General features: G+C 40.6%; 18 protein-coding genes and 1 pseudogene. 14 read left to right on the top strand and 5 right to left on the bottom strand.

Annotated features, from left to right (window positions below; translation table 11 throughout):
• Positions 1–143 precede the first annotated feature (143 nt).
• The 3 genes from B5771_RS10905 to B5771_RS10890 form a co-directional block, all read right to left on the bottom strand.
• The gene (locus tag B5771_RS10905) at positions 144–629 is read right to left on the bottom strand and encodes a DUF6173 family protein (protein ID WP_207652686.1); all 486 of its coding nucleotides are present in this window, start codon (positions 627–629) and stop codon (positions 144–146) included.
• Positions 630–739: 110 nt separating this feature from the next.
• Positions 740–1,735: a site-specific tyrosine recombinase/integron integrase gene (gene xerA, locus B5771_RS10900; RefSeq protein WP_088187532.1), complete on the bottom strand. Its 996-nt coding sequence runs from the start codon at positions 1,733–1,735 to the stop codon at positions 740–742.
• A gap of 342 nt (positions 1,736–2,077) precedes the next feature.
• Entirely contained in the window at positions 2,078–2,284 is a 207-nt protein-coding gene (locus tag B5771_RS10890; protein ID WP_088187530.1) for a hypothetical protein, read from the bottom strand.
• Between the two features lie 127 nt (positions 2,285–2,411).
• On the opposite strand from B5771_RS10890, the gene B5771_RS10885 reads away from it, so the two are divergent.
• The 10 genes from B5771_RS10885 to B5771_RS10840 all read left to right on the top strand — a co-directional run bounded on the left by B5771_RS10885 (position 2,412) and on the right by B5771_RS10840 (position 8,835).
• Positions 2,412–2,597 carry an Arc family DNA-binding protein gene (locus tag B5771_RS10885; protein ID WP_088187529.1) on the top strand — a complete coding sequence of 62 codons (186 nt, stop codon included), beginning with the start codon at positions 2,412–2,414 and terminating at the stop codon, positions 2,595–2,597.
• A gap of 67 nt (positions 2,598–2,664) precedes the next feature.
• A complete protein-coding gene (locus tag B5771_RS10880; protein ID WP_088187528.1) occupies positions 2,665–3,150 on the top strand; it encodes a hypothetical protein in 486 nt (161 codons plus the stop codon).
• 17 nt (positions 3,151–3,167) lie between these two features.
• The gene (locus B5771_RS10875; protein ID WP_088187527.1) at positions 3,168–3,476 is read left to right on the top strand and encodes a hypothetical protein; all 309 of its coding nucleotides are present in this window, start codon (positions 3,168–3,170) and stop codon (positions 3,474–3,476) included.
• Positions 3,473–3,967 (top strand): hypothetical protein, encoded by a 495-nt coding sequence (locus B5771_RS10870; RefSeq protein WP_088187526.1) that lies wholly within the window; start codon positions 3,473–3,475, stop codon positions 3,965–3,967. The genes B5771_RS10875 and B5771_RS10870 overlap by 4 nt, the downstream gene beginning before the upstream one ends.
• Positions 3,954–4,304 carry a hypothetical protein gene (locus B5771_RS10865; protein ID WP_088187525.1) on the top strand — a complete coding sequence of 117 codons (351 nt, stop codon included), beginning with the start codon at positions 3,954–3,956 and terminating at the stop codon, positions 4,302–4,304. The genes B5771_RS10870 and B5771_RS10865 overlap by 14 nt, the downstream gene beginning before the upstream one ends.
• Entirely contained in the window at positions 4,304–5,878 is a 1,575-nt protein-coding gene (locus B5771_RS10860) for a hypothetical protein (RefSeq protein ID WP_088187524.1), read from the top strand. The genes B5771_RS10865 and B5771_RS10860 overlap by 1 nt, the downstream gene beginning before the upstream one ends.
• A gap of 10 nt (positions 5,879–5,888) precedes the next feature.
• On the top strand, positions 5,889–6,668 hold the full coding sequence (locus B5771_RS10855; protein WP_172408242.1) for a peptidoglycan recognition family protein: 780 nt from the start codon (positions 5,889–5,891) through the stop codon (positions 6,666–6,668).
• 97 nt (positions 6,669–6,765) lie between these two features.
• The gene (locus B5771_RS10850) at positions 6,766–7,341 is read left to right on the top strand and encodes a phage holin, LLH family (RefSeq protein WP_172408241.1); all 576 of its coding nucleotides are present in this window, start codon (positions 6,766–6,768) and stop codon (positions 7,339–7,341) included.
• A gap of 272 nt (positions 7,342–7,613) precedes the next feature.
• A complete protein-coding gene (locus B5771_RS24285; RefSeq protein WP_088187521.1) occupies positions 7,614–7,796 on the top strand; it encodes a hypothetical protein in 183 nt (60 codons plus the stop codon).
• A 19-nt stretch (positions 7,797–7,815) separates the two neighbouring features.
• Positions 7,816–8,835, top strand: coding sequence for an ATP-dependent Clp protease proteolytic subunit (locus B5771_RS10840; RefSeq protein ID WP_088187520.1), 1,020 nt, complete (start codon positions 7,816–7,818; stop codon positions 8,833–8,835).
• A 107-nt stretch (positions 8,836–8,942) separates the two neighbouring features.
• On the opposite strand, the gene B5771_RS10835 is transcribed toward B5771_RS10840, so the two are convergent.
• Complete coding sequence (locus tag B5771_RS10835) at positions 8,943–9,191, bottom strand: hypothetical protein (RefSeq protein ID WP_088187519.1); 249 nt, start codon at positions 9,189–9,191, stop codon at positions 8,943–8,945.
• A gap of 329 nt (positions 9,192–9,520) precedes the next feature.
• On the opposite strand from B5771_RS10835, the gene B5771_RS10830 reads away from it, so the two are divergent.
• Positions 9,521–9,742 (top strand): hypothetical protein, encoded by a 222-nt coding sequence (locus tag B5771_RS10830; protein ID WP_088187518.1) that lies wholly within the window; start codon positions 9,521–9,523, stop codon positions 9,740–9,742.
• A 60-nt stretch (positions 9,743–9,802) separates the two neighbouring features.
• On the opposite strand, the gene B5771_RS10825 is transcribed toward B5771_RS10830, so the two are convergent.
• Positions 9,803–10,462, bottom strand: coding sequence for a DUF4352 domain-containing protein (locus B5771_RS10825; RefSeq protein ID WP_207652685.1), 660 nt, complete (start codon positions 10,460–10,462; stop codon positions 9,803–9,805).
• A 957-nt stretch (positions 10,463–11,419) separates the two neighbouring features.
• Between B5771_RS10825 and B5771_RS10815 the strand changes: the two genes are divergently transcribed.
• From B5771_RS10815 to B5771_RS10805, 3 genes and pseudogenes are all read left to right on the top strand, one after another.
• Positions 11,420–11,617: a helix-turn-helix transcriptional regulator gene (locus B5771_RS10815; RefSeq protein WP_172408240.1), complete on the top strand. Its 198-nt coding sequence runs from the start codon at positions 11,420–11,422 to the stop codon at positions 11,615–11,617.
• A gap of 224 nt (positions 11,618–11,841) precedes the next feature.
• Positions 11,842–12,228: a hypothetical protein gene (locus B5771_RS10810; protein ID WP_088187513.1), complete on the top strand. Its 387-nt coding sequence runs from the start codon at positions 11,842–11,844 to the stop codon at positions 12,226–12,228.
• Position 12,229: 1 nt separating this feature from the next.
• Positions 12,230–13,717, top strand: a pseudogene (locus B5771_RS10805) (YifB family Mg chelatase-like AAA ATPase); the annotation flags it as partial.
• Between the last annotated feature and the right edge of the window lie 6 nt (positions 13,718–13,723).

The following is a 13,723-nucleotide window of genomic DNA, read 5'->3' as shown; positions in this document are numbered from 1 at the left end:
ATTACAGGTCGGAAGGATAGAGCAACTCACTTCTGATGTTAATTTTTCGCGATTTAAACCCATCGTGGCTAATGGTAAACAAGTTGAGCAAATCAATGAGCGACTCGACATAATTGAGCAACACATCAAGCTGATTGAGGAATTCATTCTTGAGTTTCGCCATTTTCTTCCTCAGAACGAAAACCGATCTTCCGCTTAGGTTCATCCGGATTTTTTCTCTTAAGTGCCATTAAGAGAAAACTTATCTGAGTAACATGCTGGACTAATTCAACCGGCGTACCATCTTCTAACTGTCCGTAAAATCGGATGAGACTAGGATTCCAGTAACCAATATCTTCGACCGAAAAGGTTATTGATTGTCCAAAGGTTACCAGTCTTACGCCGACTTCTTCGGTTTGATTAAGTTTTTCGTCAAAATCATTTATCATTTTAATAAGTCTCATATGAAATTCGCTAGCGAGGTTTGGATTAGTTAGTGCAGGCAGTTGGAATGCTGGATTTTTGTAACTATTGACTTCATCTATTCTTTTGGAAATTGATTGCAAGTCGATGCCTTGGGTAGCTCTCTTTACAGCGTCTACCTGTGATTGTATCTGTTTAAGCGTTTGAGGATCAAGACCAAAGGACATTATTTAACACCTCCCTTCTGAGCAAGATTAGGTTAGCCCGAACAACTTACCCAATTCGACACAAGAGAGGAATATCCTGTAAATAAAAAAAGAAACACCTCGAAGGGCGTTCATTGAACAAGGTATTGTTTATACGCTTGCTTTCGTTTTTCGTCGGTTATCTGAGCATAGATTTGAGTTGTGGCCGGATCGGTGTGCCCGAGTAATCCCTGTACGGCTACCAGATCCGCGCCATTGTTCAACATCAAAGTTGCAAAAGTATGTCTAAATATATGTGGGTGGACGTTCTTCTTGACTCCGGATCTAGCGGCTATAATTCCTATTGCCCGCTGGATTCCTCGGTTTGAGAGCCTGCGAAATGGCTGCCTCTCGGTTGTAAACAGTGCCGGCACTTCATCTAACCGGCGCATCAAATATTTTTTGAGATGATACGATGCTTTAAAGCTAAAGTACACTGTCCGCTCTTTATTGCCTTTGCCGATTACCCGGGCGGACATAGTTTGCCAGTCAATATCCTCGCGATTTAGGCGCTGTACTTCAGACAGGCGGGCACCTGTTGCATAATAAACTTCGATGAGGGCTCTTTCACGAGGGGTAATGCAGGACTCGCGGATCATTTCCAGTTCCTCAATTGTTAGTGCTTTGGGCACTCGTTGTTCTTTCTTCGGCGGCTTAATTTTTGCTGTGGGATCTTTTCGAATTATATCTTCGGATGCAAGCCAGCCCAACATGCTTTTTAAGACGGATAGTTTCTTCGAGAGCGATGAGGGTTTTAAATGTTCAAATTCTCCTAGATAACCGCGAATATCCCCCGTAGTAATATCATTGGTGGCTTTGTGAATGTATTGAGCAAAAATCTTTAATTCAAGGGCGTAATCATTAAGCGTTGAGGAGCTAAGACCTTCCAGACGTTTCCCATCCAAGAAAAGATTGATCTTTTGTTTTAGATCAGGATGGCCATTAGGGATCATTGCCGGTTTAATATCGTATTGGGATAAGATCGAGGATAAAGATTCTCTAAGTTCATGACTGTTCTCCTTTGAGTAAATATCTATTATTTGTTTAAGTAAAATTTCTGCGGTCGAGCTAAGTATTAGTTTTGACATCTCTTTTCGCTCCTTCTTTCTTTAAACCGAAGCGCCGTGATATAATAACCACGACGCTTCGGTGTCAATGTTAGCACTCGTCTAGGCTGCCAGGCTTAGGGACGGGTGCTTTCTAATTTCCATGATTTGCAACATTGAAAATGAACATTGTTAATACTTTTAAAAATGCCGTTTGACATCGACGCCATACAGCGCTTGATAAATACGCATTTTTCAGTTTTGCGGTTAAAACCACTCATAAAATTGGACATATGGTCTTTTCGAACTAACAAACGATTGTAGGAAATGGTTTCACTCATTTACTAACACTCCTTTTCTTACGCCGGTATTGGCCCAGGCTGGCTATGCTTCGTAGATTACGAAGTCACTCATTGCATTGTAGTTATCGTTATAACGAACGCTTGCTTGTTCTTTGGAGAAAAGTTGGTAATTGGCCGGTTTACCAAGTGTGTCGATAAATTGTTTAGCTGCTTTAGTTATACAGGTGTCATAAAGTGTTCCTATTTGAGTGCTGCCTGCTTTGAAGACTTTGTATTGTTTTATTTTCATTTGCATTTCCTCCCTTAAATGTACTAGTGTTATTGCATATAATATACCATAGCGTTAGTACATAGTCAACACTTTTTACACTAGCGTTAGTGTATTTTTTATGGTATGCTTATATTGAGGTGAGGATATGCCGACAGCGAGAACTAAAGCAAACAGGAAGTACAATGAAAAGGCTTACGATAGAGTTGCACTTACTGTCCCAAAAGGGCAGAAGGAAGTTATTAAAGACTTTGCAGAGAAAAACGGATTGAGCTTAAACTCCTTTATCAATGAAGCTATACAAGAGAAAATGAGCAAAAAAGACGCCGAATAATCCGGTGTCTTAATTTTTTAGCCGCCATCGAGCGGTTATTTTTATGCCCTAAAAAAGGAGGTAATTTATGGATCAGAGAGATTTAAGAATCGGCGACCTAATCCTGGTTCGCGGGACTGGATTCATTAGTGAGGCCATCGAAGCCGTGGAGCATAGCCAATACTCGCACGTTGCTGGCTTTGTTGGTCATAAAGAGCTTATCGAGGCCGAGGGATTCAGGCAAACAGGATATGCACCGGTGAGTAAATATAAAGGCCAAGCGGACGTATTCCGATGCATGTTCGCGGATCGAGAATCAAGACAAAACATACTTGAACATGCTACTTATCAAGTTGGAGGGCGATACGATTACGCTCTCCTTTTTGTTGAGCTAATTCGCTATTGGACACGGATATTACTTCCTTATAAAGAACCGTCGAACGCTCGAATTTGCTCTGTGCTATGGGCAGATATCTACCGAGACATTGGCATTGATTTGTGTCCAGGGATAAAGTATCCCAGTCCGGCAGACGTGGCTGGATCGAAGTTGCTCATTAAAATTGGCAGTTTATAGGCATAGGAGGGGATAGAGTGGATCAATTAACCATAGTGTCGCTTATTGGAGTGATTTGCTCAATTGTTGTGGGAGTCGTGAGTTATATTGTTGGGACAAAGAAAAAATCCAAACAAGAAGGCAAAGAGCAGGGGAGCATGGAGTCAAACATTAAGAATCTTGAAGCCAATACAACTTATATTATGCGGCGCATGGACGAGTCCCTTCTTGAGCAAAAGGAGACAAACCGAAGCCTCAATACATTAAGTGAACGTGTGACTCGTGTTGAGGAAAGTACAAAATCAGCGCATAAACGAATCGATGATTTAGAGAGGGATGGAAAATGACTGTAGAAGCTCACGAAATAAAACGAACCCTTACTGAAATCGTCATAACTCCTGAACATGCAGAACGCTCCGAATCGGCAGAATTCCGACATGCTAAGGAACGCCTTAAGGCTGATGGGCATTTCAAGTGCCGGGTATGTAATACAACTGATAAACTTCAAGTTCACCATTTCGGCGCAGAATGGAGCCTTGAAGGAGTTACAGACTTCGCTAAGTTGAAGGAATTCTGCGAGGAATGGGACCCTTACGGCTATGGACGATTACTTAAAAGCAAACCTATAACCAGCGTTGATGATGTTCGAAATATGTTAGTCCTTTGCCAAGATCATCATACCGGCGTAGATCATGCAGACGGAAACAGCGGGACAGGGATTCATTCTCTGTCCTTTCCTATTTGGGTTATGCAGAAATTATGTAAGGATGGCGAAGATCCGATTCCACAGGATGGTCAAACAGCCGAGGAGGTGCTAAAGGAAATTGAAGAAGTTTAACGAGTGGCTTGCAGTGCGGGCCACTTTAATTTTTGGTTCAATGTATACAACATACCTTTTCTTTTTGTATGGCTTTGCCCCGGTTCTTTTCCCTAATCTCATGGATAAGCTCTTGTACTGGTCAAATACAGTCCAGCTCTGGAGCCTTCCACTACTCATGGTTGGCCAGAATGTCATCGGTAGAGCGTCCGAAAAACGCGCTCAGGAAACGCATGACGCAGTTATCGAGGAATTGGCTATGGTCAAAGAAGAGTTAAAGCTAGCCCGAGATGAGCGCCAAGACATCAAGATTGTGCTCAAAGATGTTCATCACAATACGAAAGGTGTGAAATGCTAATGAATTTTAAGCTTGGTAAAAAACCTTATGTAAAAAGCCACAAAGATTTCCTCTATAAAAACTATCGAAACCCTGCATTGCCTGCCGTTCCGTCATCTTTTGGACACCAAAATTTAGTAAGTGTTTGGGGAATGCTCGGTAATGATACCGTAGGAGATTGCGTTATTGCCGGTGCAGATCACGCCGTTATGCTTTGGTCGGCTGAAGGCAGCGGAACTCCTGCACAATTCACGGCACAAAACGCACTTTCTGACTACTCGGCTATAACTGGTTATAATCCGAATAATCCTAACAGCGACCAAGGAACCGTTATTCGTGACGCTTTAGATTATCATCGTAACACAGGAATGATTGACGCAACAGGAAAACGCCATAAAATTGGCGCTTATTTATCCTTGGATATTACGAACTTCAGCGAAGTTTTAGAAGCGGCTTATTTATTCGGAGTTGTGAAAATTGGCATCCAGCTTCCATCTTCGGCGACAAGTCAGTTTACTCAAAGCTTACCGTGGACGGTGGTTGAAGGATCGGCCATAGAAGGTGGACATGATGTAGAGATCGTTGGTTATGATGGTAGCTGGATCTATGTTGTTACTTGGGGAAAGGTTCAAAAAATGTCCGTAGAGTTCTTCCAGAAATATTGCGACGAAGCTTGGGTTGCTCTTTCGACAGAGATTTTAAATGGCAATGGCTTATCACCAGAGGGCTTCAATCTTGCTCAATTACAGGCTGATTTAGATGCTCTCCCGAATGTTCAACCTACTCCTGTGCCGGATAAGGTCTATACATTGACCGCTAAGACTGATAAATCATCTTACAGCACCAACGAGCTTATCATGCTTACAGTAACTACCTCTGAGCCTAACCAAACTATCACAATGGTTATTTCTCAGCCGGGAAGTACTGTCAACAAAGATTTTACAACGAATAATAGTGGAGTGTTATCTTTGCCTTTCGTTGAGTCTTCTAGCGGAATATTTAATGCACAGGTTGCTTGGATGGCTCCTGATGGAGTAACGCATACCACTAGTGCTAGCGCTACAATTCATGATTTAACCGATAATTATCAATTATCGGTAGACAATACTTCTGTTAACGCTCCAATCAATGCGGATTTAAAAATCAAAGTCAAACTAACTAATAACAACGCTGGCTTAGCAAATCAAGCAATCCAGTCTATGTACAGCGGCGTTTTATCAGGAGGATGCGGCGCAACAACCAATTCCGATGGGATAGCAACATTTACGGTAAATAGTCCTACACTTGGCAATGCAATAGCTAAATTTATTTGGTTTAATGCGGGCACTCAATATTCAGTTGTAGTTAATATTAATTTTATTGATGGTCAACCTAATCCGCCAGAACCAACAACCTTGACTCATGTTCAATCTTTGCCCTATTTGGATTTAGCCAAGGCACAAGAGAGAGTGGCCTATTATGAGGCTAAGGGCGTAAAACCCTATCTTGTTCACGTTCTTCAATTCGGTGCTTTTTCGTCAGAGAAAAACGCGGAAAACGAACAAGCTAAACGATTGAAAGAAGATGACGAAAAAACATATCTTGCGGATTATTAAGGAGGCCGTTATGAGTTATCCAATTCAGGTGAATTTAATTCCGGGATTACCCAAAATATCCTATAATAGTGGTCATTATGTTGGGGTCGTAGCACACGCGACAGACACCTATTACGATACCCCGGATAGTGAGAGAAACTACGCTCTAAATAATTGGCAAAATGCATTCCCTCACTATTTCGTGGGTTCCGGAAAAATATTAGAGGTTGCAGATCCAAATTATATTGGCTATGGCGCCGGCCATACAGCCAATCATCTTGGCTATGTTCACGTTGAGCTTTGCCAAACCTATGATTCTACACAGTTCGCGCAAGATTATGCTATGTATGTGTGGTTGCTCGCCAAACTCCTTCATGATCGAGGTTTGGGCGTTATTAATGGTGTAACTCTTATGTCTCATGCTCAGGTATCTGCCAAGTGGGGAGAAACAGATCATACAGACCCAATTGCTTACTTAGCTAGTCACAGCAAGACATGGAATGACGTGGTTATTGATGTGACAATGCAATACGATGAAATGGAGGATTTTGAAATGGATTATGCAGTCGTTTATTACACTGTCAATGATTTCAGCCTTGCAAAAGACATAGCGGACTTACATGGAGGATGCGCTATGTTCTGCCGAAATGGAAATGCAAGTGTTAATCCTGATGCCAAAAAAGCAAAAAAGGTATTTAATGTTGGTGGTCCTGAATTAGGGTGGCCTAATGAGGTTTATATGTCGGGAAATAAGCCATTAGATACCGTTGTTGCTGTTGCTAATGCTTATACTGGCGGTAAGTTATCTTAATGTAATTCTTCCTCGCCCCGGCAGACGAGGATCTTCAAAGAGCAGGTCAAATGGCCTGCTCTTAATATTGCCGTAAAATAGAGGAGGTATGTTTATCATGGATGCATCTTTAATTTCCAGTGTGGTCAATATTCTTGGAGTACTCGTTGTCAGCGCTATTGCCGCTATTGTTGGCAAGCTTCATCTTAATTCTAAACAACTTGCAACCGCTAAAAGCATCGTTTCCGAGGCGGTAGACTTTGCTACACAAGCTGCTAAAAAATTGGGCATTACTCAAGATTTAGCAAAATATCAACACGCTCTGGCGAAGGCCAAGGAATTAGGCGCTAGGTATGGAATTAAGCTCACCGATTCTGAATGGGAAACTTTGATCGAGGGTGCTTACAAAAAAGGTAAGGACAAATTAGCAGAATTAGTTGGAACTGCTACGCCATATACCGAAGAAGAGATTATGGCTATGATTGAAACTAAAGTTAAGGCTGTCACTCCGAATATACCGATGGATCAGCTTGCAAGTTTAGTTGCTGAGCAAATTGGAAAGATGGCTTTGACCGTTAATGTTGCGCCGACTGTTCAGCCTGCTCCTGCACAACCTACACAAATTCAGGCTCAACCTGCAGCGGATTCCTCAACAGCGCAGCCGGATCAGCAAGCCCAAGCTCCTGCTCAATAACCTGTACAATAAATTAAACCAGCGTTGCCGGACGCTGCGTAAAGACGAAAGCCCACCTCCAATTAAGGAAGTGGGCTTTTTTGCGTATTTAAAGTAAAATAGTGAATTAGTCCCATATTGCAATCAGTATACATATATTTCACGCTCAAAGGGACTAATAGTCACATATAAAGTAATCTAAATTTGAATCTTTGCCTTAATTGACTATATAATACATTAATAGATTATGAAATTAGGAGATTAAGAGATTAGGAGAAATGGAGGAATGATCAGTGGATAATAAAAGGATTGAAAAGGCTTTTGAGCAATTAAATATTCCGAGCAACTCATTTCCTTCCTACACGAACGCGAATGATTTTGCAAAGAATTTTAAAAAGTGTTCTGTTTTAAAGGATGTAAGTGTTTTTTATTCATCTAGTTCAACACAAAAAGGCATGGCATACAATAATAAATAATTACGATTGGTGTGGTTTTATGCCTAATTGGAACGAAGTTCTTGAGGAAATCCAGAGCTGCAAAAGAATAGATGCTTTGGATTTTGTTCGTAGGAAATACCTGAAAGAATTACATGCCATAACTGGTCGAAATGTAATTGCTTATTATTCGGGGTGGTTACAAAAATCGGATATTAACAAAGTTATGATTAATGACGATGATAAAAATGGATTAATGGCGGTTATCCATGGGCTAGATAAAAGCAAAGGTCTTGATTTATTATTACACACCCCAGGAGGAGACATTGCCGCAACTGAATCCATTGTTGACTACTTGCGAAAAATATTCGGTACGGATATTAGAGCTATTATTCCGCAACTCGCTATGTCTGCTGGAACAATGATTGCGTGCTCTTGTAAAGAAATAGTTATGGGAAAGCAATCTAGCCTTGGGCCGATAGACCCTCAATTTAACGGAATCTCCACATATGGTGTAATTGAAGAGTTTGAAAGGGCCCTGAAAGAAATTAAGGAATACCCCGAAAGGATTCCGGCTTGGCAGGTAATAATAAGTAAATATCACCCTACTTTTATCGGTGATTGTGAAAAAGCAATCGACTGGTCAACAGAATTGGTTAGTTCTTGGCTTGAGACTGGAATGTTCAGTGGTGAATCCGATAGCCTTATTAAGTCCGAAAGAATTGCTAAAGATTTAAGAGATCATACTAAAACAAAATCACATGCACGGCATATTCCCTATGAAGAATGTGAAAGACTTGGTCTTAAAGTTTGTAGGCTTGAGGATGATCATAAATTTCAGGATACAGTTCTGACAATCCATCATGCCTATATGCATACTTTTTCAAATTCACCAGCTGTTAAGATTATAGAAAATCACGATGAAAAAGCTATGATACAAATGCAACAACAAATGCAGCAAATGTTTCCAATTCCTCAGCCGCCTCAAGGAGGCCCGAGGGTGCATATGTTACAGGGATTTCCTATAGAAAACCCATTCATTGAGACCCAAAAGAACGACAAGCAAGTTACACCACCTTAGCGTAAGTTATGGTGCTAGAATGCCAAGCAACGTACAGGAGAACCCCATGAAAATCCTCGCCACCCCCATCTTCGTTTTCGCCTGGTTCTAGCATATCTCCGTCACGCTCAAACCTTCCATAGAAACCACCGACAAGTACTAACCTCATACTTCAGCTGAAACTGCCGCATCTGTCCGTGAATCTCGCTCTGACAATCATAAATCTTCGTTTGTTTTATGACAGGCCCTTCCTCCGATATTCTACTAATCATTTCAACCTTTACTACATTTCCATCATGCCGAAAGCGAATAGGGCGTGGCATCCCTGGAATATCGAACCAAGCGATCATTTCTATGGGGGCCATAACTACTTTCATTTATCTTTCCTCCCTGATAGAATGTATGTTCTAATTTTATCAAAACTCATGTTCTTAGTAAAGGGAGGTATTTTGCTAAATAATTGCAATTAGTGAGGTGTGCGGGGATTTGGAAGCCTTGATAAAGTATGAACTGAATACATGCAAATGGATGCTTTGGAAGATGTAGAAGACTTGAATTTGATTCCTATTTACGATAAAATAGCTAAAACTAGATAATAAGCTTTACCGCAGTGGACGGAGGCTAATTTAGACGCTCGTAATTTTGGGCGCTAGGTTAGCCTCTTTTTGTTTTTTTGCGGAAAACTATTGAAAGGAGGAAAGAACATATGAGCGAAATAGCAGTAGGGTTGTTGTCTTGGTTTGCATGCGTATTATTTATTGGGGCATTAGTTCATGTAGTCTTTGGAATATTTGAATCGATCGGATATATTAAGGGATTAGGAAAAGGCTGGGGAGCAAGCTTTTTCCTAAATGGATTAATAATGTTTGGCATGAGTTATTGTGTTAATGAATTAAGTTTATTATTGCTTCGTTGTTTAAAAGTTTGAACCTTAAAAAAAAGAGAGCTTAATCGCTCTCCTTTTTTGTTGCGTGTTTTATTTTGCTAATTATTCAACTTTCAACATTATTGGATCACCCATCATTCCACCGGTAGCCTTTAACTTAAATCCTTTGGCATCCTTTGGAACATCGAAGACAACTAAACCAGATACGGTTATACCAGGATTGATTTGCTTCAAGAAGAAGTTTTGATTTGAACTATCCGATGTCATTAAAGCTGTTTGAGCTTCTGTTGAATCAGTAAATTCTCTGCCTTGATCATCGACTAATTTAAAGCTGTTTGAATCGACTGTGATGGCGTCTTTTTGGTTATTGGTTATGGTAAGTTTGACAATCTTGAAAACCCCTTGAGCTTTGGCTGTACTATATTCATTTGTACCAACGGTAGCAGCAGTTTGGAAGCCAGTGACTGTTATTTTGACATTACTGGATGTGCCCGTGTTAGATAGTTCAGTTGGTTTAGGTTGTTCGGTCGGCTTTGTCGTTGATGAAGAAGATGTTGATGTCGTCGTTGGTGCAGAAGCGGACGTTGACTTATTACCTTTTCCCCCCAAAGCTGATCCAATGCCGCCAATAATAACAAGAACCAAAATAGCAGTTATGATCTTATGTTTTCCGAAGAAGTTCCTCTGATCCTTACCACAATGGGGGCACTTTTTGACTCCTTTTGCAATTTCTTTTCCACAAGCTTTACAATTGACCATCATTTCGATTCACCCCTAAAACTTATTTATGAGAACTTCTTTAAGATTTTCAACATTTTGTGAATATTTCCTGCTTTCCGACATTCTTAATGGTTCTACGACAAAAAAATTACAGTCAAGATTAGCCTTTAGAGTGTTCACACAGCAGGTTCACACAGGGTATTCGTTAAGAGTGAACTATCTGAGTGAACCTGCTGTGTGAACTAGTTCAGAATAGCTGAACTAGTTGCGGCATAAAAGATCAAGCAATTTTGGAAAAGGTAAAATATGAGTCTTAATAGACACTCTAAAAAAGCCTACTAACCTATGTTTCAGAGGTTTGATTCTGGCCGGATTTGGTGACGAGTTAGAGACCATATAATTAATAGACTTGGGCTTGATTTTTGAGTTTGTCCTGCTATACTTTTAATATAATCAGTAATTAGTCAAACAACTTAATGATTTATGGCAATACTGCTGAAGACAGAAGCCGACTAGTCATCCATTTTAATGGGTGTTAGTCGGCTTTTTTGTTTTTAGAAAAGGGGGAGAGTGAAATATTTTATTTTTATGTTTAATAAGGCCATAGATAGTCCATGGTTATGCCTAATGCCTTTGCAAGCTTCTGGGCAGTCGTAATCTGGACATTTCTTTGACCGCTAATGATCTCGCTTAAATATGATTGCTTAATACCCGTTAGTTTACTTAAGTCCTCTTGAGAGAGGTGTCTGCGCCACATTACTTCTTGTAGACGATTTTTTATCAATCAAATCACCGAGGAAAGTTATTCTCTCAAAATAGCAGCTTTCCTTCGAATATCGAAAAATATAAGATATATCTTATATATTTTAGCCATAATATAGACTATAATGTCGATATATGTCGCGAGAGTATTACTTTTAGAATTATTTTTACTGCTAATTTCGACTTAATAATGGGTATACAATTAAAATGCCCAGACAGCATAAGGGGATTTACATTATGGGTACGGGCAGAAATATTATATATTTTCGTAAAGAGAGGGGAATGACGCAAAAGCAATTGGCAGATGTCGCTGGGATCAGTTTAGCTTATTTGAGACAAATCGAAGAGGAAAGAAAAGTGCCTAGTCCCAAAACCCTTGCGCAAATTGCATACGCCTTAAAAGTAGAAGTGCTTTTATTGAATGAAATTACTTAAATATTTTATTTATACGTTTAAAGCTGACTTTACTAATAAAACAAATTGAAAAATAAACAAAGCCTATTTTAATTATTTATACGTATATTGACTTTAGTCAATGGTTTTTGCTAATTTATTTTATTTATACGTTATAACAATAGAATATTTAAATTAAATTAACAATTTTATTCATTAAGTTATAGACACAGTAACAGATTTGCTGTAGAATGTTTTTGAATTTTATGTTTGATAAAAATAACACAAGATTAGAAAGAGGTAATAAAGTCCGGCTAAAAATTGGTTTTAACGAGAGGGGTTTAGGCGTGAAGATTGATAATATTATAGATGACTTAATTGAAGAGCGGCTTTACGAAATAGCCTATCAAAAATCTATTGATAACCCCGAATATGGTAAGCTGAACAAAGAACTAATTGATATGGAAGATAAAATTAAAAGTAGTATGGGGTTGGATTTTTTTAGTGGATTTGAAGACAAATTGGCTTACATGAACAGTATTAATTTTCGGAAGGCATACAGACGAGGTTTCATTGATGGATTCAAAAAACTACTTAAACACTTTATGTTGATTAAGGAGATACTTAAAGGGCAAAAATTGGAGAAGGGGTAGCCTACCACCATTTGAGATTGTGGGATTAGCAACGACTGCTGTTCGAGAAGCTCGTGACCGAGTGCGCTCTGCGATACGTAACTCAGGTTACCAGTTTCCCTTACAGCGGGTCACCGTTAATTTAGCGCCGGCAGATTTGCGGAAGCAAGGATCAGGACTTGATCTGCCAATTGCCCTGGGGATTCTGGCAGCAACAAATCAATATCATGGTTCCTGCCTTGATCATTATGTATTTACAGGCGAATTGTCTTTGGAGGGCTCTTTAAGGCCTGTTCCAGGTGTGTTAACTATGGCCATTTCCTTGTATCGGGATAATCAACAGTATGAAATAGAAACGACAGGGAAGACAAAGGAGCTTTCCTTGATAATTTCTCCTGAGAATCTGGCTGAAGCTCGCCTCGTGACAGGATTGGAAACCCACAGCACCTCAACTTTAAAACAACTCATCGCGGCCTTAGAGTGTGAAAATGACTTTCAAGACGAACGGATACTTCGAGTATCTCTTGGCGAAGAAATTGCTCGTGGAAGTCAGGTTGATTGGACAGATGTTCACGGCCAGCAACATGTAAAACGCGCTTTGGAGATTGCAGCGGCAGGGGGCCACAATGTTATACTCGTAGGTCCTCCGGGATCGGGTAAGACATTGCTCGCTAAGGCCTATTCAGGAATACTTCCTCCATTAAGTGAGAGTGAGAGCCTTGAAGTTACGCAGCTTTACAGTGTCTGTGGCTTGCAGCCCTGCAATGGCTCTTTGGTTCAGTATCGCCCTTTTCGCAGTCCTCACCACACCATTACCAAAGTTGGGATGATTGGTGGGGGGCGTGATCTGCGCCCGGGCGAATTGACTTTTGCCAATTATGGTGTTTTATTTCTGGACGAGCTGCCTGAGTTTCCACGCGAAGTTTTAGAAAGTCTTCGCCAGCCTTTGGAAGACCGGGAATTGACAATATCACGTCAATCAGGCAGTATTACCTATCCTGCCAATGTTAGTGTTATTGCCAGTATGAATCCGTGTCCCTGCGGTTTTTTTAGTGATTCCGCCAGAGAGTGCCGTTGTTCGCCTTTGCAGATTCAAAACTATCGAGGGAGGATATCCGGCCCCCTTTTAGATCGCTTTGATATGCATATTGAGGTGCCACGACTGAATTTCTCGGAATTAAGGAATGCCAGCGGCTCTCAAGAATCTTCGCAGATGGTAAGAAAACGAGTGATAGCTGCCCGGGAAAGACAGTGGGCCAGGCTTGGATCCGCGAAAACTAATGCTGAGATGACGTCGAAGGAAAGCAAGGAATTCGGCCGCTTAACTTCAAGCGGAGAGGCCCTTTTGCAGCGGGTTTTTGATGGACAGGGCTTAAGTGCTCGAGCTCATGATCGGATCTTAAGAGTAGCTCGGACCATTGCCGATCTTGGAGGTTCCGTCGATATACTTCCGGAGCATTTGGCCGAAGCTATCCAGTATCGTGCTTTGGACAAACGGTTACAGTTATAAGTAGTT

This window comes from Desulfosporosinus sp. FKA (assembly GCF_002196785.1).
Lineage (GTDB): Bacteria > Bacillota > Desulfitobacteriia > Desulfitobacteriales > Desulfitobacteriaceae > Desulfosporosinus > Desulfosporosinus acididurans.
The sequence above is the reverse complement of the archived record's forward strand: the minus strand, read 5'-3'. Positions and strand labels throughout refer to the sequence as shown.